The sequence below is a fragment of the Streptomyces sp. GQFP genome (genome assembly GCF_021545335.1).
Classification (GTDB): Bacteria; Actinomycetota; Actinomycetes; order Streptomycetales; family Streptomycetaceae; genus Streptomyces.
Map to the genome: position 1 here is coordinate 6886615 of NZ_CP089312.1, position 19363 is coordinate 6905977.

Sequence of the window (19363 nt, forward strand, 5' to 3'; positions counted from 1 at the left end):
CCCACTCCCGACTCCCCGGAGCAGCCCCCATGCCCTCGAAGCCCCCGGAGCCCTCGAAACATCCGCAGCGCTTCTCTGAGACCTTCGCCCGCAAGCCCGCCCGCTCGCCCCGCGGTCTTGTCCCCGGGCGCCGGGTCTGGGCCGGTCTCGGCTGGGGCGGCGCCCTGGCCGGCGTCTGCGCCCTCGGCATCTCCCTGGCCAGTAGCGGAGTCTTCGCCTCGGACGACGACGAGGTGCCCGCCGCGAGCAGCGTCCGGGTCGCGCCGCCCACCCCGTCGCCCACCCCCACCCCCACGCCCACCCCCACGCTGTCCCCGAAGTCGGCGCCCCCCGCCAGGACGCCGGCGAAGACCCCGCAGAAGGCCGCGAACCCGGCCGCGCCCCAGGCCCCGGCCAACCCGGGCACGGTCGTCACCGTCACAGCCACCGCGAAGCCCAAGGCACCCGCCGCCAAGAAGACCGCCGCCGCCCAGCCCAAGGCCACCGCCGCATCGACTCCCTCCCAGGACTTCTCCCGCCCCGTCGGCCAGATCTCGGGCCACTACGACGGGTTCGTCGGCAAGTGCGTCCAACTCGTCGGCAGCGCCCTCAAGTTGTACGGCTGCGACGGCGGCTCGGACCAGAAGTGGAAGTTCGCCGCCAACGGCACCCTCCAGCAGGGCGACCGCTGTCTGTCCCTCGCCGGCCGCTCCACCAACGACGGCACCCGGGTCGTCATGGCCGCCTGCGACTCGACCACGGTCACCCAGTGGCGGGTCAGCGGCGCCTACGACATCGTCAACGTCGCCGCCGACAAGTGCCTGGACGTCGCCAACGCCAGCACGGCCAACGGCTCCCCGCTCCAGATCGCCTGGTGCTCGGGCAACGCGGCCCAGAAGTGGACGGTGCCCTGAACCCACCCCGCCCGCAAGGCGTTGGCGACGTACCGAAGGCGATACCCGACTCACATGCCACGACTCCCCGGAGCAATCCCGATGCCCACGCAGTCACCGAAGCCCTCAAAATCCCCGAAGCAGCCGGACAAGCAGCCGGACAAGCAGCCGAAGGGCTTCTCGGAGGCGTTCGCCCGCAAGCCCGCCCGCTCGCCCCGCGGTCTCGTCCCCGGGCGGCGGGTCTGGATCAGTCTGGGCTGGGGCGGGGGCGCGGTCGTCGTCCTCGCCCTCGGCATTCCGCTCATCGGCGGTGACGCGCTCACCTCGGGGGACAGCGACAAGGTGACAGCAGCCGAGGCCATCCCGGGCTCACCCACCCCCACTCCCACCCCTTCGCCCACACCCACGCCCACCCGGACCAAGTCCACCCCCACCCCCACCCCCACCCCCACGGCAGTGGTTCAGCCCCCTCCGGCCGCCGTCATACCGGAGACCCCGTCCGCCGCACCGGTCACGTCGGCGCCGGCCGCCGGTGCGGGATCCGGGGGCGGCACAGAGAAACAGGTGACCAAGCCGCAGGTGAAGACCGCGGCGACCGCCGTACAGGCGCTGGCCACCCGGGATCCGGGCCGGCACGTCTGCTACCGGGTCTATGTGGAGAACCTGGGCTGGCAGGCCGCGGTGTGCGACGGCGCCACCGCCGGCACGGTGGGCCAGGAGAGGCCGGTCAAGGCGCTCAACATCGCGGTGTCCGGCACCAACGGCACGGCTGCCACCGCCTTCGTCCACAACCCGGACTCGACCGACGGCAAGGGCCACTACAACGCGCCGTGGAAGGGCGCGGTCGACGGCATCGACCTCTACATCGGCAGCGCCAGGAACAGCGCCCCGGACATGCTGGGCTTCGCCATCAGCGTCGACAACAGCAACAGCGTCATCTGCCAGACCTCGCACGTCCACAACGAGGGCTGGCACAACATGGGCTGCGACGAACCCGGCGGGGAGAACCTGATCTTCGGCGGAACCCTCAGCAACGACCTGTGGCTCGAAGCCGTCAGGTTCACCGTGTGAGGTGACCTCGGCGGGCAAGAGCCGAATTGCCGAGCGGCGCCCGTGAGGTCACCGATCTGCGCTGGACGAGGAGCTGCAGGACAGCCAAGGCGCCTGCCCTCGCAGCGATGCGCATCCGGACAGCAGAACCCCTCACGCGTTTCCGCGGGGGAGAGGGTGTGTGCGCCCCCGGCGGGGCGCTCCGCAGAAGGATGGCCGTCTCCAGCTGGGGTTTTGTCGGGGAAGCTCGTTGTCGAGGGGAGCTTTTGTCCTACGGCGCGGGGGAGGGCGGGGCGGTGAGGCGGCCTGTCGTGGGGTCGGGGGCCGATCTGGAGGTGTGGGTTCGGCGTGTGGGGGCCTTGGTGGTTGCCGGGGTCGCGGCGTATGCCTCGTACGTGCATCAGCATGAGTTCGCTCTGCAGGGTGGGGCGGACCGGACCAGTGCGACGCTGTGGCCGTTGTCGGTCGACGGTTTGCTGCTGTTGGCGACGGTCGGTGTGCTGAAACAGCCCAGTGAGGGTGACCGCCGCACGCGGTATGTGGTGCGGTTGGCGTTTCTGCTTGGGATCGCCGTTTCTTTGGCGGCCAACGTGGCCGCGGCGCCCGCGTTGGCGTGGAAGCCGGTTCTGGTGGCGGGATGGCCTCCCGTGGCACTGCTGCTCGCCGTGGAGCTTCTTGCCCACCGGTCTCCCGATCGTGCCGGGACCGCTGCTGGAGACGAGTTCATGGACGAGGGCGGCGGTGCGGGTGATCCGCTGGTGGGGCGTGCCCGGCAGGTGGATGCCCGGCATTGGGAGTTGTATCAACGGCCGGTGTCGGCTGAGACGTTGCGGAAGGAGTTGCGCATCGGCGCGAGTCGGTCACGGCAGTTGGTAGCGGCGGTGCGCGCGCGTAGTAACGGAAGCACTCGCGATTGAGTCTCCGGCGTAAGGCCCGACTCGTCTGCCTTCGGGGCTCTGACCTGGTCTTATGGCCCGGTCGGGCCTCTTCTCGGGTCCGGGCGCTTGCCGCTTCTAGCTGCGAGTTCCCGGGAGTTCCTGCGGAAGTGTGCACGCGTTGTGCACTGGCTCAGCGTGCCGGGTGATGGGTTCGACAAGTGATGTCGGCGAGCCTCGGGAGGAGGCGGCCGAGAGCCGGGGTTTCGGCCTGGACGCGTGGATCCGGCTTCTGTGTGCTCTCGTCGTTCCCGGAGTCGCCGCGTATGCCTCGCACGTTCACCAGCGGGAGCTCGCGCTGCAGGGCGGAGCCGACACGGTCAGCGCTTCGTTGTGGCCGCTGTCCGTGGACGGGCTCTTGCTCCTGGCCACGATCGGCCTGCTGAAGCCCACGGCGCCTCACACACGCCGGGCGCGAGGCGCGGTGGTCGGCGTTTCCGCTGGGGATCGCGGTCTCGCCGGCGGCGAACATCGCGTCGGCGCCGGCTTTGGAGTGGAAGCCGGTGCTGGTCACCGGATGGCCTCCGGTCGCGCTGCTGCTGTCGGTGGAGTTGTTGCTGCACCGTCGACCAGCCGGATGTTGCGCACCTTCGTGCCCGCCTTGATCCCCGAGGGACTGCCCTTGACCTTGAGCGCCTTCACCACGACCACGGACTCGCCGTCCTGCAGCACATTGCCGACGGCGTCCCTGACGACCCGCTCCGCGGGGGTGCCGGAATCCGTGCCGCCCTCGGCAGGCACCCGCTCGTGGCCGCACTCCGGGCACACCACCAGGGCATTCATCTCGTAGGTGTACTCACACGAGGCCTTCGGACACAGGGGAAGATTCTCGATCACGTGTGTCACGAACGCGAAGGAGAAGTTCATGTAGGCAGAATTTCTTTGACGCGATGTTGCGTGGAAGATGAAGGATTTGGCCCTTCGGAGTCGCCCTGCGGGGGGAGGCTCCAAACCGCCTCGTGCTGCGTTGGCTGAAGACCGTCGTGGTGAGCGATCGAGGAAAAGGCGCCTTCGAGGCGTCAGGTGGGGATCAGGGAGGCGAGCGCAAGTGAATCGCTGCGGACGTGTCGTAAGGAACTAGTTGACATCAAAACCGGGGTGTGTGATTGATTCCGGGATGAGCCTGGCGGGTGCCCGTCTATTGGCCAGGTGGTGTCCGGCATGGAGGCGACGCGAACCTGATCTGCTGCTTCCACGTGAAACGTGAGAAGGCGTGCTCCGAAACCGTCCGCCTCCGGGTGGCGAGAGGGAGTGCCCTGAGCGGCCAAGCCGGTTGGGGACCTGAGTACCGTGGCGGGGCACGTCGGCGGACCGGCTCGTAGTAGCGACGAAGCCCCTGTAACGGGGGTGGAGCCAAGGGGCCGGGCTATCCGTGGCGTTGTTCGTTTGGTCAACCGGAACATCCGGGAGGAACTGGATGGATACGTTGAGATTGCCGGACAAGCCGTTTGATATTTCGAAGCGGGAGGTCTGGGAGGCTTACCAGCAAGTGAAGAGGAATCAGGGAGCGCCGGGCGTGGATGGGCAGTCCATCGTCGACTTCGAGACGGATCTCAAGGGCAACCTTTACAAGATCTGGAACCGAATGTCATCGGGGACCTACTTTCCGCCACCGGTGCGTGCGGTGGAAATTGGAAAGCGGCACGGCAGCGGTACAAGAGTTCTGGGAATTCCTACCGTTGCTGACAGGGTCGCGCAAACAGTGGTGGCAAATCATCTCGGTGTCAGGGTGGAGCCAGTTTTCCACCCGGATTCCTATGGTTACCGCCCCGGGCGGTCGGCTCTGGATGCGGTGGAGATCTGTCGGGAACGTTGCCGGAAAACAGGCTGGGTGATCGATATGGACATCCAGAAGTTCTTCGACAGCGTTCCGTGGGACCTCATCGTCAAGGCCGTGCAAGCGCACACCGACGCCGTCTGGGTGGTTCTGTACGTCAAACGGTGGCTCCAAGCGCCGGTACAGCTCCCCGATGGCACCTTGCAGGATCGTGATCGTGGAACCCCACAGGGCTCAGCGGTCTCGCCAGTGCTTGCGAACCTGTTCATGCACTACGCGTTCGACGCCTGGATGGCCAGGAAGTACCCGACCGTCCAGTTCGAGCGCTACGCAGACGACGCAGTCGTGCACTGCGTCTCCGAAGTCCGGGCCCGAGAGGTCCTGGATGCGATCGGGAACAGGATGGAGGAAGTCGGGCTGCGGCTGCACCCCGACAAGACCAAGATCGTGTACTGCAAGAACGCGAGGAGGCGCGGCACTTACGCGCATACCTCGTTCACCTTCCTTGGGTACACGTTCCGCCCGCGCAGTGCGCGGAACAGCGAGGATGGCCGGCTCTTCCTGGCCTTCCTCCCCGCGATCGGCAAGGAAGCCCTGAAGAGGATCAGCGGTGAGGTTCGCCGCTGGCGGCTCCACAAGCAGGTAAGCCTCACAGAGCAGGAGATCGCCGCGTGGATCAACCCGATCGTGGCGGGCTGGATGACGTACTACGGCCGGTTCTACCGGTCAGCACTGACTCCACTCCTGGCACGCATCAATGCCTACCTGATGCGATGGGTCCGCAAGAAGTACAAGCGGCTGCGGGGACGGAAAGCCGCCCAAAAGGCGTGGCTGAGGGTGACTCGACTGCGCCCGCGGTTCTACGCCCACTGGCGGTGGGTCAACACCCTTCCAGCAGTCTGGTGATGAGGGTGGCAGGAGCCGTATGAGCCGAGAGGCTCACGTACGGATCTGTGGGAGCCGGGAGTGCGATTCCTCCCGGCCACCCGACCCCGCCGGCGAATCCGGCGCCGGCCTCCGTACCGACGGAACGCGAAGGACCGCGGGTGGCCGCTCCGGGTACGTCCTGAACCGGAAGGTCCGCCGCCAGAAGGGTACCCACGCGAAACGGGGCCTCCGTCGACCACAAGGGCGTCCGCGCCGCTGAGCGCCCGTGGTGCTGTGGACGCGGTAGCCGGTCTGGGCCCCTAGCACGGCCAGATGTGCTCATCCTCGACGAGTTCGCCATGCGCCTGTTCTCCGCAGCCCACGCCGACGACCTGGTCCAGATCGCCAATCTCTGGCGCGTCTGGCACAACCTCGCCGGCAGGCGTCAGGTCGGACCTGACCAGTCGAAGGTGATGTGCTTGCTGGACCGGCCCTCCCGGCTCCAGCGGAAGCCGAAGGCGTCGGCGCGGTCCGCGGTCGCGCGGCCCCAGGTCGCGACCTGCCCCGGACCGGTCTCCGAGCCCGGCAGGTTGGTGGACTGCACACGCGCCCCCTCGGGGGTCGTCGGTCCGGTGAGGGCCATCGCACTCGCCTCGACCCGGCCCGGAACAGTGGCCTTCCAACCGCCGAGGTCCTCGTCGACCTGCACCTCGATGGGGGCGAAGTCCATGCCACGCATCTCGGCTCCGAACATGCTGATCATTTCGGCAGGCCAGCTGCCGGCCTGACCACCGAAGATCATCTGCAGTGCCTCGCGCTGCGCATCGTCGGCCCTCTCGTCAAGGAAGACGGCCCCGTACGCATCGGAGTGCTCGGCCCACACGTTGCCGACGAACGAGCCGAGCATCAGCACGTTGAGGCCGTCCAGCGGCACATCGCCGTAGCGCCCCTCGCGCACATGCCAGGCCAGGACTCCCTCGCAGTCACCGTAGGTGGGCGGCTGTGCGAACGAGCACGGGCACGGCACATTGCACTTACAGGTGTCGAACCAGTCCCCCGACGCATGCCACCTCGGAACAGGCTTCGCGGTCTCCGCCATGTCCTCGCCTCCTCGCGGCCCACACCGGGTGAATCAGGTGGTCGGCAATCTCGCGGGGAACACGCCGCCGCGGGACACCGCATCCACTCGGTGACACGGGCCATCACCTCCATCCTCCTCCCTGTACCGCAGGAGAGCCAAGACGTCCGGGACGGAGCCAGATGCCTCGCAGGCGGCCGCCTTCTGTGGTGACCTGGAAGCGTGTTCCGTAACCGGGCATCCCTCTCCGCGCCCCTGCGGCCGGGCAATCTCCTCCCTGCTCGGGAGATGACCGTCGCCTGGCCCCTCATGCTGCTGCTCGCCCTGCTCGCGTGGCTCCTGGTGGTCGGGCAGGCCGACGACACGGAGATGGGGCCGGGGACGATGGGCCTCGGCCTGCCGCTGTTCCTGCTGTTCTGGGTGATCATGATGGCCGCCATGATGTTCCCGTCTGTGTCGCCGGTGGCCATCACCTGGGTCCGGGCCATCGGCCGTCAGTCGTCCGGCGCGGTCCGGGCAGCGCGGACCGCGCAGTTCGTGGGCGGATACCTGATCGCCTGGACCGCATTCGGACTCGTGGTGTACGGGATCCTCACGGTGACCGGCAACCTGGTCGACAGCCACCCCGACACCGGGCGGTGGATCGGCGCCGGAGCCTTTCTGCTCGCCGGGCTTCATCAGCTCAGTCCGCTGAAGAACGTGTGCCTGCGCCACTGCCGAAGCCCCATGGGCCAGCTCGTGCGCTACGCCGGCTACCGGTCGCACGCCCGCGATCTGTGGGTCGGGGCCCACCACGGGCTCTACTGCGTGGGCTGCTGCTGGGGACTCATGATCGTCCTCGTACCGCTGGGCACGATGAACATCGCGGCGATGGCCGGACTCGCCGTCGTCATCTTCATCGAGAAGCTGTGGCGGCTGGGACCGGTTTTCAGTACGGCGGTCGGTGTCGTGTTCCTGGTCCTGGCCGCGCTGGCCCCGTTCCAGAGCTGGCTTCTGCCAGGGCTGGAACATTCGGCGCCGTCGATGCAGCCGATGACGTAGGTGACTGAAGGGTTGATCAGCCGCAGCGGTCGACCACGTACGGTTCAGCAGCAGTCGCATCCCGAGCCGCAACCGCACGCGTCCGCTTCCTGGCCCGGAACCGGGACCGAGGAGGCCGGGGTCACGCAGCACCCCTTGCCCTGCCAGGCGTCGAGGCCCTCCTTGACCGCGATGGTGGCGATGACGAGAGCCGCGATCGGGTCGGCCCAGGACCAGCCGAGGGTGGCGTTGGCGACCAGGCCGACGAGCAGGACGGCGGAGAGGTAGGTGCACAGCAGGGTCTGCCTGGAGTCCGCGACCGCGCTGGCGGAACCCAGTTCACGTCCGGCCTTGCGCTGGGCAGCGGACAGGAACGGCATGACGGCCAAGGACAGGGCGGCGATCACGATGCCCGGGCGGGAACGGTCGGCCTCGCCAGTGCCGGTCAGGGCGTGGACCGCGTCGACGGTGATGTACGCGGCGAGCGCGAAGAACGACACCGAGATGATCCGCAGTGTCGTCTTCTCCCGCTCCTCGCGCACCGCGTGCTCACGAGCGGAGAACTGCCAGGCGACCGCGGCGGCGGAGGAGACCTCGACGACCGAGTCGAGGCCGAAGCCGATCAGCGCGGTGGAGGAGGCGATCGCTCCCGCGGTGATCGCGACGATCGCCTCGATGACGTTGTAGGTGATGGTGGCGGCGACCAGCAGCCGTATCCGCTTGGCCAGCGCGTCACGGCGGGTCGGGGACGGCCCGAGGGATATGGATGCCATCAGCAGCAGCCCTCCGTCTCCGCGTCCGGGCAGGTCCGGTCCGCCTCGACCGCCACCACGGCGTTGCGCAGGTCGTCCAACGCGTGCCCGAGGCGTTCATCGGCCAGCTCGTAGCGGGTGCGGCGACCGACAGGCACGGCGACGACCAGACCGCAGTCCCGCAGGCACGCCAGGTGGTTCGACAGCCTCGTGCGGGAGATACCGAGGGCGTCGGCGAGATCGGAAGGGTGGGCCGGGCCCTCGCGCAGCGCGAGCAGCAGTCGGCAGCGGATCGGGTCGGCGAGCGCGCGGCCGAAGCGGGCCAGCACCTCGATGTCGGAGGCAACAGTCAGCACATAATGAAAGTACATGACATCCTGAATTCAGGAAACTATGAACTATCCCGCTTGGCGGCGGCGTCTAGGCTGACTGCGCAGAGAATCGGGAGGTAGACAGCCGTGGCAGACGACGGGCAGGAGTTGGGCGAGGCCCAGCGGGCGCACTGGCAGCAGACGTACGCCGCCCACCCTGGCATGTACGGCGAGCAGCCCTCCGCTCCCGCGGTCCACGCCGCCGCCGTCTTCCGCCTGGCCGGGGCGACCGATGTACTGGAGCTGGGTGCCGGACACGGCCGCGACGCCCTGTACTTCGCACGCGAGGGCTTCACCGTCCAGGCCACCGACTTCAGCCCGGCCGGCCTGGAGCAGCTGCGCGGCTCCGCCCGGGACCAGGGCGTCGCTGGGCGGGTCTCCACCGTGGTGCACGACGTGCGTGAGCCCCTGCCCCTGCCGGACGATTCGGTGGACGCGGTCTTCGCGCACATGCTGCTGTGCATGGCCCTGTCCACCAAGGAGATCCACACGGCGGTCGCCGAGATCCGCCGTGTCCTGCGGCCGGGCGGGGTCCTCGTCTACACCGTCCGCCACACCGGCGACGCCCACTACGCTGCTGGCACCTCTCACGGCGACGACATCTACGAACACGGCGGGTTCGCCGTGCACTTCTTCCCCCGCGATCTGGTTGACAGCCTCGCCGACGGCTGGAGCCTGGACGAGGTACACGCGTTCGAAGAAGGTGACCTCCCCCGTCGGCTGTGGCGTGTCACGCAGACCCTGCCGCGGTGACCCCAGCCGGCCGGTCGGCGCCGGGACGGTCGTCGTCAGCGGTGCGCAGGGCGTCCAGGAGCATCGGGAGCGAGCGGCGGAACTCACGTGTCCAGTACAGCGGGGAGTGCGTACCGGCGTAGAAGTGCGTGGCGGTTCCCACGACGGCGTCGCGGACGTGGCCCGGGCGGCTGCCGGCTGGCCGGTCGTTGGTGACGCGGTGCAAGCGGTACGCGCCGAGCAGCACCATCGCGCGCCCGCGATCGCTTGGGCACCGGCTGCCTTTCAGGGCAGACCTCACCGCCTCCGGTAGGAATCTTCGCGTGGCTCACCGTTCCTGTTCCGCCAACTCCTTGAACTGCTCAAGGTCATTGCGTACGAACCGTTCGATCGCTGCCGCCTGGGCGAATCCCTTCGGCCCGCCGAACGCCTCCCTGACGGTGCCCGGGTCGTACTCGAACCGAGCCTGGACCCGGGGGCGCTCCCGGTTGAAGGGTCACCTACACGTCGATGAACTTCGACCGGCCCGAGGAGAGCCACCCGAGCCACCCGGAGTTAAATCTGGAGCAGCGCGGCCGACTGGCAAAGTCACGTGGGCGGATCGAGAGTCGACCGTCTTGGAACCTCGACGGGAGAACGGGAGAAGGGACGGGAGGAGCCGTGGCCTCGAAGCGTTTCCAAGGACTTGTCATGTGAAGTGCGTGGCAATCCTCGCCCCGACGCGATCAGCTGGTGGCCGCACACTCCGGGCCGTCCTCGACTGGCGCTGCGGTGGCCTTGTACGCCGGCCGCACGTTGCCTCATGCTGCGAACATGATCAAGGTATTGGTGGCGGAGGACCTCCACGTCGTGCGGGCCGGGCTGGTTGCCCTGCTCGGCGACGCCTTCGACGTCGATGTCGTCGCACAGGTGAGCACCGGGGACGCGGTCCTGCCCGCGGCGCTGCGGTACACCCCGGACGTCGCCGTGCTCGACATAGGCATGCCGGGACTCGACGGTCTCGCAGCCGCTGCCCTGCTGCGCGAGCATGTTCCCGCCTGCCGACCGCTGTTGCTGACAGGCATGGACCGGCCGGGCTATCTGCGTCGGGCACTGGACGAGGGCATCCCCGGGTTCCTGTTGAAGACCACCACCCCCGAACGGCTCCTGGAGGGTGTGCGCACGGTCGCCGCCGGCGGTCGTGCGATCGACGCCGAACTCGCGGACGACTTCTGGGCACTGGGGGAGTGCCCGCTGACCGAACGGGAAGCGGAGATCCTGCGGGCGACAGCCGACGGGCTGGACGCCCGCGAGATCGCTGTCCTGTTGTCGCTCAGCGTGGGCACGGTGCGCAACCGTCTGTCGGATGTGATGAGCAAGCTGAGCGCCCGGACGATGGTGGACGCCGTACGCATCGCCGAACGGAACGGCTGGATCTGACGCTTGTCGTGACAACTCTGTTCAGGGTGCGGCAGGGACCGGCTCGAATGCCTCCGGGCCTCGGTGAGTCGCTGCCGCGAGCGGCAGCACGGCGACCAGTCGGAAACCGTCCGGGGCGTATCCCGAGGAGTGCAGCGTTCCGCCCATCGCCGTGACACGGGTGGCCAGATTCTCCAGGCCGCCACCGCCGTACGATCGGTCGCGGACGTCCGCACGGTCGTTCTCGACGGAGAGTTCGGCTGTGCCGTCCACGCACCGGACCGCGATGGAACACGTCCGTGCCTGGCTGTGCCGCAGTACGTTCGTTACGGCCTCGCGCAGGACCGTGCCCAGGCAGTTCTCCGCCGCCGTCGGCAGGTTCGGCCCTTCCCGGCTGATCCGCACCTGGACCGCCGCCGCATCCAGCGCCATACGAGCGGCTTCCAGCTCGTGGGACAGGGAGAGGGAAACCTGGTCGCGCACCATGCTGCGTACTTCGTTCAGGGACTGTCGGGCCAGTTCGGCGATCTGGAGGAACTCCCTGCGGTTCGCGACCGGGTCGCCCGGGCTGAGTGCTGCGGCCTCGCTCCTGATCGTGATGGCCGAGAGCGTCGATCCGAGCAGATCATGCAGGTCCCGGGCCATCCGTATCCGTTCACGGTGCACGGCGAGCCGGGCGGACTGTCCGCGGAGGACGTGTGCCTGTGCCGCGACCGAGGACAGCCGCACGATTCCGTACACCACCAGCCCGACCACGACGGTTCGGGCGCCGCATTCGAATGCCGTGTGGTTGCTGACCGGCAGGGCGAAGATTGTCAGGGGGCCGGTCGCGGTGATGAGAGCCGCACCCATCAGTCCGCCGGGCCGCGGCAGCGCCACGAGCACGACACCGGCGAGCAGTCCGAGCATGCTGAGCCAGACCTCGTCGAAGATCAGCAGGGGCACATAGGTGAGGAAGATCTGGCCCGCGAGCAGGGCTGATCTATGGTTGCGGGAACGTTTCCCCGTGTGTTGCCCGAGCAGAGTGGCTAAGAGCAGTCCGGCCAGCAGCCAGCTGGCGGCGAGCACGCCGAGTTCAGCTTGCTTGCCGTGCAGTTCCCGTGTCACGCGCAGGAAGACGACTCCTGTGGCCGCGGCGAGTGCCACCAGGCACAGGCGCTGGGCCAGTTGCTCTCTGTCCACTTCCGATGCCCTGGTGTTCACGCCCACGCGCGCGTGCCTGAACCTGACCCCAATAGTCTTCTGGACCACATCTCCCCCGACCGCCACATCGCACCCTCCCGCAGCAGGCCAATGTTGTCATGGCGAAGACACAGGGCACCGGCGAATCAGGAGGCAGGCCGTGCACGGATGCTCCACAGGTGACTCGTGAAAATCTCACTTCCGCGTCACGAGAGGGGACGGGACTCTACAGGCGTAGCACTCTGCAACATGCCTGTTAGGAGCCGATTTCCTTGCACTGGAGACCCACCCGCACACGCGGGAACCGGCAGGGCGGTGGCTGTAGGGCCGGCGCCCGGTCCCGAATAGCGCTGGCCATCGTCGCCGCACTCACTGCCGAGACGGCCCTTGTCATCGGCGGTACGGGGCAGGCCATGGCGCTGCCCGCGCAGTCGGAAGCCGCGAAAACCACGGCGGCGAAGGACACGAAGGGCCCGAAGGAGGCTGCCGACATCGCCTCGGCGCGTGTCACGGCCCGTCTGTACGGTCACCGTGTCGAGGCGCTCAGCGAACGCACCGAGACGTCGACGACCTGGGCCAACAAGGACGGCTCCCTGACGACGGAGCTGGCCGCGGGCCCCATACGCTTCGAACGCGACGGCGCGTGGGTCGACGTGGACGTGGCGCTGGCCGAGCGCGAGGACGGCTCGGTCGCCGCGAAGGCGCACCCGAGCGGGCTCGAACTCGCGGGCAAGGGTGGCACGGTCGTGAAGTCCCTGGCGGCGGCGGAGGACGCCAAGGCACGCGACCTGGTCACCCTCGGCTCCGGCGACCAGCAGATCACTCTCCAGTGGAAGGGCGGGCTGCCGAAGCCGAAGCTCGACGGCACGACCGCCCGCTACGAGAACGCTGTTCCCGACGCGGACCTCGTGATCGAGTCGACCCGTACGGGGTTCGAGCAGTACGTGGAGATCGGCGAGCGGCCCGCGACCGGCGCTTACTCCTACACCCTGCCCTTGAACGTCGAGGGGCTGCGGGTCAAGCAGTTGAAGGACGGCAGTCTGCTCTTCACCGACAAGAAGTCGGGCAAGAAGAAGCACGCTGTCATGCCCGCCCCGGTGATGTGGGACGCGACCGTCGACAAGGTGTCCGGCGAGCACACCCGTAAGGCGCCCGTCGACCTGAAGGTCGTGAAGAACGGGGACAGAGTCGACCTCGTCGTCACCCCGGACGCCGCCTTCCTGGCCGACAAGGACACCAAGTACCCGGTGACGGTCGACCCGTCGACCTCGTCCCTGGGCAACGTCTTCGACACCTACGTCCAGCAGGGCGAGACCGTCGACTGGTCGGCCGACACGGAGCTGGACTTCGGCAACCCGGGCACGACGAACGCCGACGGCACGCCCCGTACGGCACGCTCGTTCATCACCTGGAACACCAAGCCGATCTCCGACGCCCTGGTCTCCAGTGCGACGCTGAGCCTGTACAACTTCCACTCGGGCAACACCGACTGCGCCGCCTACCCCTGGCAGGTCTGGTCGACCACGGCCGCGTCGACGTCGTCCCGCTGGGCCGGCAGCGCCCAGCCCACCTGGGAGGACCTGTACGCCACGTCGACCGAGACCAAGGGCAACTCCGCCTGCACGGCCGACGGCTGGATCAACGCCGACGTCACCGACCTGACGCAGGTGTGGGCCTCGGCGAAGAACGCCACCTCGCACATGGGCATCAGGGCCTCCGAGGAGAGCACTTTCTACTCCTGGAAGCGGGTCAACTCGGCGAACGCCGCGGCCAACCCGCCCAAGCTGACGGTGACGTACAACTACCGTCCGAAGACCGGCACCGCCCCGCAGGCAGGTCCGCCGTACTTCGTGGAGAACGGCGCCTGGACGGTCGACAGCACCACCCCGACCCTCCAGGACACCTTCACCGACACCGACGGCGACAAGGTCACCGGCGCGTTCCAGATCCGCGACGCGGCCACCGACACGCAGGTCGGTGACATCCTCGTGTCGGAGTACGTCCCGTCCGGGCAGCCCGCCCCGGTGACCGTGCCCACGGGTGTGCTGAGCGACGGCGGGACGTACAAGTTCCGCACCTCGCCCTACGACGGCACGCACTACAACACCGACTGGTCCGCGTGGACGGCGTTCACCGTGGACGCCACGGCGCCGTCCGCCCCGGCCGGTGTGACCTCCACCGACTACCCGAACGGCGACTGGGTCAAGGGCGCGGGCCAGGCGGGCACCTTCACCGTCACACCGCCGTCCGGCTCCGACCACCGCTGGTTCGAGTGGTCGCTCGACGGCGTCGAGTGGACGAAGAAGGACACCGACGGAGCCGACCCGGTCGACATCAGCGTCACTCCGCCGGAGGACGGCACACAGACGCTCCAGGTGCGCAGCGTGGACGCGGCCGACCACCGTTCCGAGGCGGTCGAGTACACCTTCCACGCGGGCCCCGGTGGTTTCTCCTCCCCGGACGACGGGACCCGCACGGCCCGCAGGCTGTCGCTCGTCGCCGAAGCAGACGCTTCGACGTACGACTCCGTGACCTTCCTGTGGCGGCGCTCGGCGGAGGACGACTGGGCCGAAGTGCCCGTCTCCGCCGTGACGGTGGGCGGCGAGGCGCTGTCCGCCTGGCCGCTGCCGTTGACCGACGGCACCAACGAGGCGGCTGTCTGGGCGGCCACGGACACCGTCGACCCGGACGGCTCCATACAGCTCAAGGCCGACTTCACCGGCCCGGCGGACGCCGTCGCGAGCACCGCCTCGATCGGCGCCGTGGTGGACCGCAACGCTGATTCCGCCGCCGCCACCGAGGTCGGCCCCGGCCATCTCAACCTGCTCACCGGGGACTTCACGCTCACCGGTACGGAGGAGAGTCACTTCGGCCTCTCCGCCTCCCGTACGGCCAAGTCCCGGCAGCCCACCGCCGGCGCCCAGGAAGGGCAGGTGGCGATCTTCGGTGAGGAGTGGACGTCGGGTGTCGTCGCCGAGGTCACGTCCGCCGGGTACACCCATATCCGCAGGACCTCCGACACCTCCCTCGACGTCGTCACGGACGACGGCTCCAGCGTCTACTTCACCGCCAAGGCGGACGACGCCGACGGCTGGGTGCCCGAGCCGGGCGGCGAGTCCCTGACCCTGACCGGAACGTTCACCGACGGGTTCACGCTGACCGACACCGACGGTGCCGTCTCCACGTTTGCCAAGGTCGCGGCGGGAGCCGAGACGTGGCAGATCACCTCCTCAGGCCTGAGCGGCGTCGAGAACTCCACCACGGACATCGCCTTCGAAGCGGTCACCGTCGACGGCAAGGTCCTCGCCCGTCCGAAACTGCTGGTGGCCGCAGGAGGCGCCATAGAAACCAGCACCTGTGCCACGGCACCGTCGACGCGCGGCTGCCGGGTACTGGAGTTCGCGTACGCGGACACCACCTCCGCCACCGGCAGCGCCTTCGGCGACTACGCGGGCCGGGTCAAGGGCCTCACTCTCTGGTCCACCGAGACCGGCGACACCGCGGCCACCGCCCGCACCATCCAGTCGTACGCGTACGACACGTCGGGCCGGCTGCGTGAAGCCTGGAACCCCCTGATCACCCCCGCCCTGAAGACGTCGTACGCCTACGACTCCACCGGCCGGATCACCAGCCTCACCCCGCCCGGCGAACTGCCCTGGACCCTGGGCTACGGCAACGCGGGTGGCACCGCCGGCGGCGACGGCATGCTCACCACCGTCACCCGCGCCACCCTGACACAGGGCAGCGCGACGGAGACGGACGGGCAGGCGGTCACCTCGGTCGTGTACGACGTCCCGCTGTCCGGGGCCACCGCGCCGTACGCGATGAACGCCTCGGCGGTGAAGAACTGGGGCCAGCTGGACTACCCGACCGACGCGACCGCCGTCTTCCCGGCCGACTCGACTCCCGCGTCCCACAAGGGTGTTGAGCTGACGGCAAGCGGTTACGACCGTGCCGTTGTTCACTACCTCGACGCCTCGGGCGACGAGGTCAACACCATCGACGAGGCCGGCGGGGTCACCACGACCGAATCGGACAAGTACGGCCATGTCGTGCGCGGGCTCTCGGCAGGCGGTCATGCCCTCGCCCTCGGCACCACCGACGAGGACAAGGCACGTCTCGACGACCTCGGCATCCGCGCGCTGAGTGTCGCCGGGAGGGCCCGTCTGCTCTCCACCACCTCGTACTACAACGACAACGGCACCCGTCTGCTGGAGCAGTTCGAGCCGCTGCGCAGGGTCGACCTCACCGAGGACTTCAAGGACGGCGACACTGTCCTGATCCCTGCGGGCACGTCGGTCGCGGCCCAGCCGTGGACCGTCAACGAATACGACGAAGGCCGGCCCACCGACGGCAGCGCCACCGTCAGGAACCAGCTCACGTTGGCGATCTCCGGAGCCCGCGTCCGCGGCTACTACTCGATCATGAGTGAGAAGCGCCTCACGGAAACCCAGTACGACTGGGCAAAGGGCCTGCCCACGCTCTCCATCGAGGACCCGGGCGGCCTCGGTCTGAACACCAGCACGGAGTACGACGCGCAGGGCCGTGTCACGGCCGTCGTCCCCCCGGGCGGCACCGGCGAGGACGCGACCTCGCGCATCACCGTGTACTGGTCCGCCACAGGCGACGGCTGGTGCGAGGGACGCCCCGAGTGGGTCGGCCTGGAGTGCTGGACCGGCCCGGCGGGCGACATCACGGGCGGCGGTGCCAACCCCGCCCAAGTGGTGGACTCGGCCACCGAGTACGGCTTCTACGGACTGGTGACGGAGAAGACCGACACCTCGGGCAGCGAGACCCGTGTCACCACGGTGAGCCACGACTCCGCCGGCCGCGTCAAGAGCAGCCAAGTCGACGGCGGCCTCGGCACCGAGGTGACGGGCTCGTCGTTGTCCTACGACACATCGAACGGTCAGATCACCGTCGTGACGTCGGCAGACGGCGGCACGATCTACCAGGCGTACGACGCACTCGGCCGCCTCATCTCCTACACGGACGCGGACGAGGGTGTCACCACCACCGAGTACGACGCCTTCGACCGGCCGGTGAAGGTCTCCGACTCGGTGCCGTCGACGGTGACGTACGCCTACGACCACGCCTCCGAACCGCGTGGCCTGGCCACCACGACGACCGACTCGGTGGCGGGCACGTTCACCGCTGAGTACGACGTGGACGGAACGGTCGTGAAGGAGACCATGCCCGGCGGCTACACCATGACCCAGACCGGCGGAAAGGCCGGGCTGTCCAACCAGCGGACGTACACCCGGGATTCGGACGGTTCGGTCCTGCTGACCGACACCGTCACGGAGTCGGTCCGCGAGGAATGGACCACCCACTCCGGCGGTGCGGGCGCGGGCGAGTCACAGGCGTACACGTACGACGCGTTCGGGCGGCTCACCAAGGTCGAGGACACGTACGACAACGTGTGCACCACGCGCGCGTACGCCTTCGACGAGCGCACCAACCGCACCGGGCTGAGCACGGCGGTGGCCGACAACGGCGCCGACTGCACCACCTCCGGTGCCACGACGGTCTCGCACACGTACGACAGCGCGAACCGCATCGTGGACTCCGGGTACGAGTACGACGCGTTCGGACGGACCACGGCGATGCCTGACGGCACGTCGATCGCGTACTACACGAACGACCTCGTCCGGCAGCAGACGGCGGGCACCACCCGCCAGACCTGGGAGCTGGACGCGGCGGGCCGCTTCCGCGGCTGGACCACGGAGTCCAGCGCATCCGGGGCGTGGGCGCAGACCGGTTCGAAGACCAACCACTACGGCGGTTCTTCGGACAGCCCGCGCTGGATCTCCGACAACACCTCGGGCGGCATCGCCCGTATGGTCACCGGCCTGTCCGGCGGAATGTCCGCTACAACGGGCGCGGCGAGCACGGTGGTTCTGCAACTCGCCAACCTGCACGGGGACATCAGCCTGATGCTCCCGCTCGACGCGTCGGCCGCTCCGGTCGTGCTCAGCGCCGACGAGTACGGCAACCAGCGCGAAGGCACCGCCGACGCGCGCTACTCCTGGCTCGGCGGCTACCAGCGCTCCACGGAGGCCGTGAGCGGGGCGATGCTGATGGGCGTCCGCCTCTACAACCCGGCGACCGGACGGTTCCTCTCGGTCGACCCGGTGTACGGGGGCAACGCGAACGCCTATGAGTACTGCATGGGCAATCCCGTCAGCAGGGTCGACCTGGACGGGAAGTTCAGCAGGTCCAAGACCCGCTACTACTCCTGGGGCCGCATCTCTGCCAAGTACTGGGGGCCCAACTGGGGAACCGGCGTCGGCGGTGTCTCGCTCAAGATCGTGGCGAACAAGCGGTGGACGTACCGGATCGGCGCCTACGGCTGGGTGACATATACCATCGCCGGAGCGGTGCTCGGGATCTTGGCGATCCTCTTCCCTCCGGCGGCGCCAGTGCTGGGGGTTCTGGCAGGACTGATCATCATCAGCCTGGCGATCATCCAGATCGTGGCCCAGAACGCGTCCGCACGCGGGCAATGCCTGCATATCAACGCGGGTGCCTCGGTTTACACCAAGTGGTGGATTCCCCGGTATTCGTACGGCCGGTACGCGTATCCCTGGCGAGGCAGTTGCTGACGCTGCATCGCTCGGCGTAGGCCGCTGACCGTGGTTGGGAACGGGCACCAGTGCCCGTTCCCAACCATCTCAATTCACCCCTCAACCCCTCTCGGAAAGACACCACATGAGTGTGAACCGTCGCGCCGCGACCTCTTTCGTCCTGGTCGCAGTCCTGAACGTCGTCATCGGCCTCGTCTTCACCATCACGGAGGGGCGCGCCTTCGGAGCCCCGCTGTTCTGGCTGTCCACCGGCTTCTTCGCGGGCGCCTGGTACTTCGAGAGGAAGTCCGCCGCCCGTGACTGACGTGCGATCTGTGGGCAACCACACGAGCTGACACGGTCAAGGCGCAGAGGCGGAGCCGGCGGTGTCCGGCTCCGCCTTTGTCATGAGTCGCGGCCTCCAGGCCGCTGCGAAAGGTATGTGGGCAAAAGTGAAAAAGCGGGGGATTGCGCCGCGGGCGCAAGGTGCGGTGATGTGGAGCCTGGCGATCGCGATCAATACGACGGGAGTCGTGCTCGGCTACCTGTGGGGGCCCGAGGCACTTCTGCAGCTCCTGGTCCCCGGCGTCGGCTCGATCATTGCGGCAGGGCTTGTCAGTTACAGCATCAGAAAGTGACGGGTTCCACTTCCGCCCCGGCGCTGGTGAAAGTGGCACCGGCCGGGCGGTACGTACTCTTCGTGACGGACGACCAGGCAGCACCGTTCGGCTGAGCTGCGGCGATGTAAGAGTTCCGTCATCTC

16 protein-coding genes and 2 pseudogenes are annotated in these 19363 nt (G+C 68.4%); 11 read left to right on the forward strand and 7 right to left on the reverse strand.

The genetic code is table 11. From position 1 onward, the window contains the following. Positions 1-29: 29 nt before the first annotated feature. From LUX31_RS30965 to LUX31_RS30980, 4 genes and pseudogenes are all read left to right on the forward strand, one after another. The gene (locus LUX31_RS30965) at positions 30-893 is read left to right on the forward strand and encodes an RICIN domain-containing protein (RefSeq protein WP_235478603.1); all 864 of its coding nucleotides are present in this window, start codon (positions 30-32) and stop codon (positions 891-893) included. Positions 894-974: 81 nt separating this feature from the next. Further along, positions 975-1943 carry a hypothetical protein gene (locus tag LUX31_RS30970; RefSeq protein WP_235478604.1) on the forward strand — a complete coding sequence of 323 codons (969 nt, stop codon included), beginning with the start codon at positions 975-977 and terminating at the stop codon, positions 1941-1943. Positions 1944-2317: 374 nt separating this feature from the next. Next, on the forward strand, positions 2318-2839 hold the full coding sequence (locus LUX31_RS30975; RefSeq protein ID WP_235478605.1) for a DUF2637 domain-containing protein: 522 nt from the start codon (positions 2318-2320) through the stop codon (positions 2837-2839). A 166-nt stretch (positions 2840-3005) separates the two neighbouring features. Continuing rightward, a pseudogene (locus tag LUX31_RS30980) lies at positions 3006-3188 on the forward strand (DUF2637 domain-containing protein); the annotation flags it as partial. A 179-nt stretch (positions 3189-3367) separates the two neighbouring features. Here LUX31_RS30980 and LUX31_RS30985 read toward each other — a convergent pair. Continuing rightward, positions 3368-3694: a zinc ribbon domain-containing protein YjdM gene (locus tag LUX31_RS30985; protein ID WP_235480122.1), complete on the reverse strand. Its 327-nt coding sequence runs from the start codon at positions 3692-3694 to the stop codon at positions 3368-3370. A gap of 535 nt (positions 3695-4229) precedes the next feature. Here LUX31_RS30985 and ltrA point away from each other — a divergent pair. Next, positions 4230-5540, forward strand: a complete 1311-nt coding sequence (ltrA, locus tag LUX31_RS30990; RefSeq protein WP_235478606.1) for a group II intron reverse transcriptase/maturase — start codon at positions 4230-4232, stop codon at positions 5538-5540. 406 nt (positions 5541-5946) lie between these two features. Here the strand turns inward: ltrA and LUX31_RS30995 are convergent, their stop codons facing one another. Beyond that, positions 5947-6600, reverse strand: a complete 654-nt coding sequence (locus LUX31_RS30995; RefSeq protein ID WP_235478607.1) for a DUF1326 domain-containing protein — start codon at positions 6598-6600, stop codon at positions 5947-5949. Positions 6601-6867: 267 nt separating this feature from the next. Here LUX31_RS30995 and LUX31_RS31000 point away from each other — a divergent pair, with 267 nt between their 5' ends. After that, the gene (locus tag LUX31_RS31000) at positions 6868-7620 is read left to right on the forward strand and encodes a DUF2182 domain-containing protein (protein ID WP_235478608.1); all 753 of its coding nucleotides are present in this window, start codon (positions 6868-6870) and stop codon (positions 7618-7620) included. A gap of 44 nt (positions 7621-7664) precedes the next feature. On the opposite strand, the gene LUX31_RS31005 is transcribed toward LUX31_RS31000, so the two are convergent. Beyond that, positions 7665-8372: a cation transporter gene (locus tag LUX31_RS31005; RefSeq protein WP_235478609.1), complete on the reverse strand. Its 708-nt coding sequence runs from the start codon at positions 8370-8372 to the stop codon at positions 7665-7667. Continuing rightward, positions 8372-8707, reverse strand: a complete 336-nt coding sequence (locus tag LUX31_RS31010; protein ID WP_235478610.1) for an ArsR/SmtB family transcription factor — start codon at positions 8705-8707, stop codon at positions 8372-8374. The genes LUX31_RS31005 and LUX31_RS31010 overlap by 1 nt, the downstream gene beginning before the upstream one ends. Positions 8708-8809: 102 nt before the next feature. Between LUX31_RS31010 and LUX31_RS31015 the strand changes: the two genes are divergently transcribed. Next, on the forward strand, positions 8810-9475 hold the full coding sequence (locus tag LUX31_RS31015; RefSeq protein WP_235478611.1) for a class I SAM-dependent methyltransferase: 666 nt from the start codon (positions 8810-8812) through the stop codon (positions 9473-9475). Here LUX31_RS31015 and LUX31_RS31020 read toward each other — a convergent pair. Further along, positions 9453-9704, reverse strand: coding sequence for a hypothetical protein (locus tag LUX31_RS31020; protein WP_235478612.1), 252 nt, complete (start codon positions 9702-9704; stop codon positions 9453-9455). The two genes, LUX31_RS31015 and LUX31_RS31020, sit on opposite strands and share 23 nt — an antisense overlap. Before the next feature lie 78 nt (positions 9705-9782). After that, positions 9783-9932 (reverse strand): annotated as a pseudogene (locus tag LUX31_RS31025) (cyclase); the annotation flags it as partial. 335 nt (positions 9933-10267) lie between these two features. On the opposite strand from LUX31_RS31025, the gene LUX31_RS31030 reads away from it, so the two are divergent. Next, the gene (locus LUX31_RS31030; RefSeq protein ID WP_235478613.1) at positions 10268-10873 is read left to right on the forward strand and encodes a response regulator transcription factor; all 606 of its coding nucleotides are present in this window, start codon (positions 10268-10270) and stop codon (positions 10871-10873) included. A 21-nt stretch (positions 10874-10894) separates the two neighbouring features. On the opposite strand, the gene LUX31_RS31035 is transcribed toward LUX31_RS31030, so the two are convergent. Further along, entirely contained in the window at positions 10895-12034 is a 1140-nt protein-coding gene (locus LUX31_RS31035; protein WP_235478614.1) for a sensor histidine kinase, read from the reverse strand. Between the two features lie 413 nt (positions 12035-12447). Between LUX31_RS31035 and LUX31_RS31040 the strand changes: the two genes are divergently transcribed. The 3 genes from LUX31_RS31040 (at position 12448) to LUX31_RS31050 (ending at position 19238) form a co-directional block, all read left to right on the forward strand. Continuing rightward, positions 12448-18639: a DNRLRE domain-containing protein gene (locus tag LUX31_RS31040; protein ID WP_235480123.1), complete on the forward strand. Its 6192-nt coding sequence runs from the start codon at positions 12448-12450 to the stop codon at positions 18637-18639. A gap of 106 nt (positions 18640-18745) precedes the next feature. Further along, on the forward strand, positions 18746-18925 hold the full coding sequence (locus LUX31_RS31045) for a hypothetical protein (protein ID WP_235478615.1): 180 nt from the start codon (positions 18746-18748) through the stop codon (positions 18923-18925). Positions 18926-18986: 61 nt separating this feature from the next. After that, on the forward strand, positions 18987-19238 hold the full coding sequence (locus LUX31_RS31050) for a hypothetical protein (protein WP_235478616.1): 252 nt from the start codon (positions 18987-18989) through the stop codon (positions 19236-19238). Positions 19239-19363 lie beyond the last annotated feature (125 nt).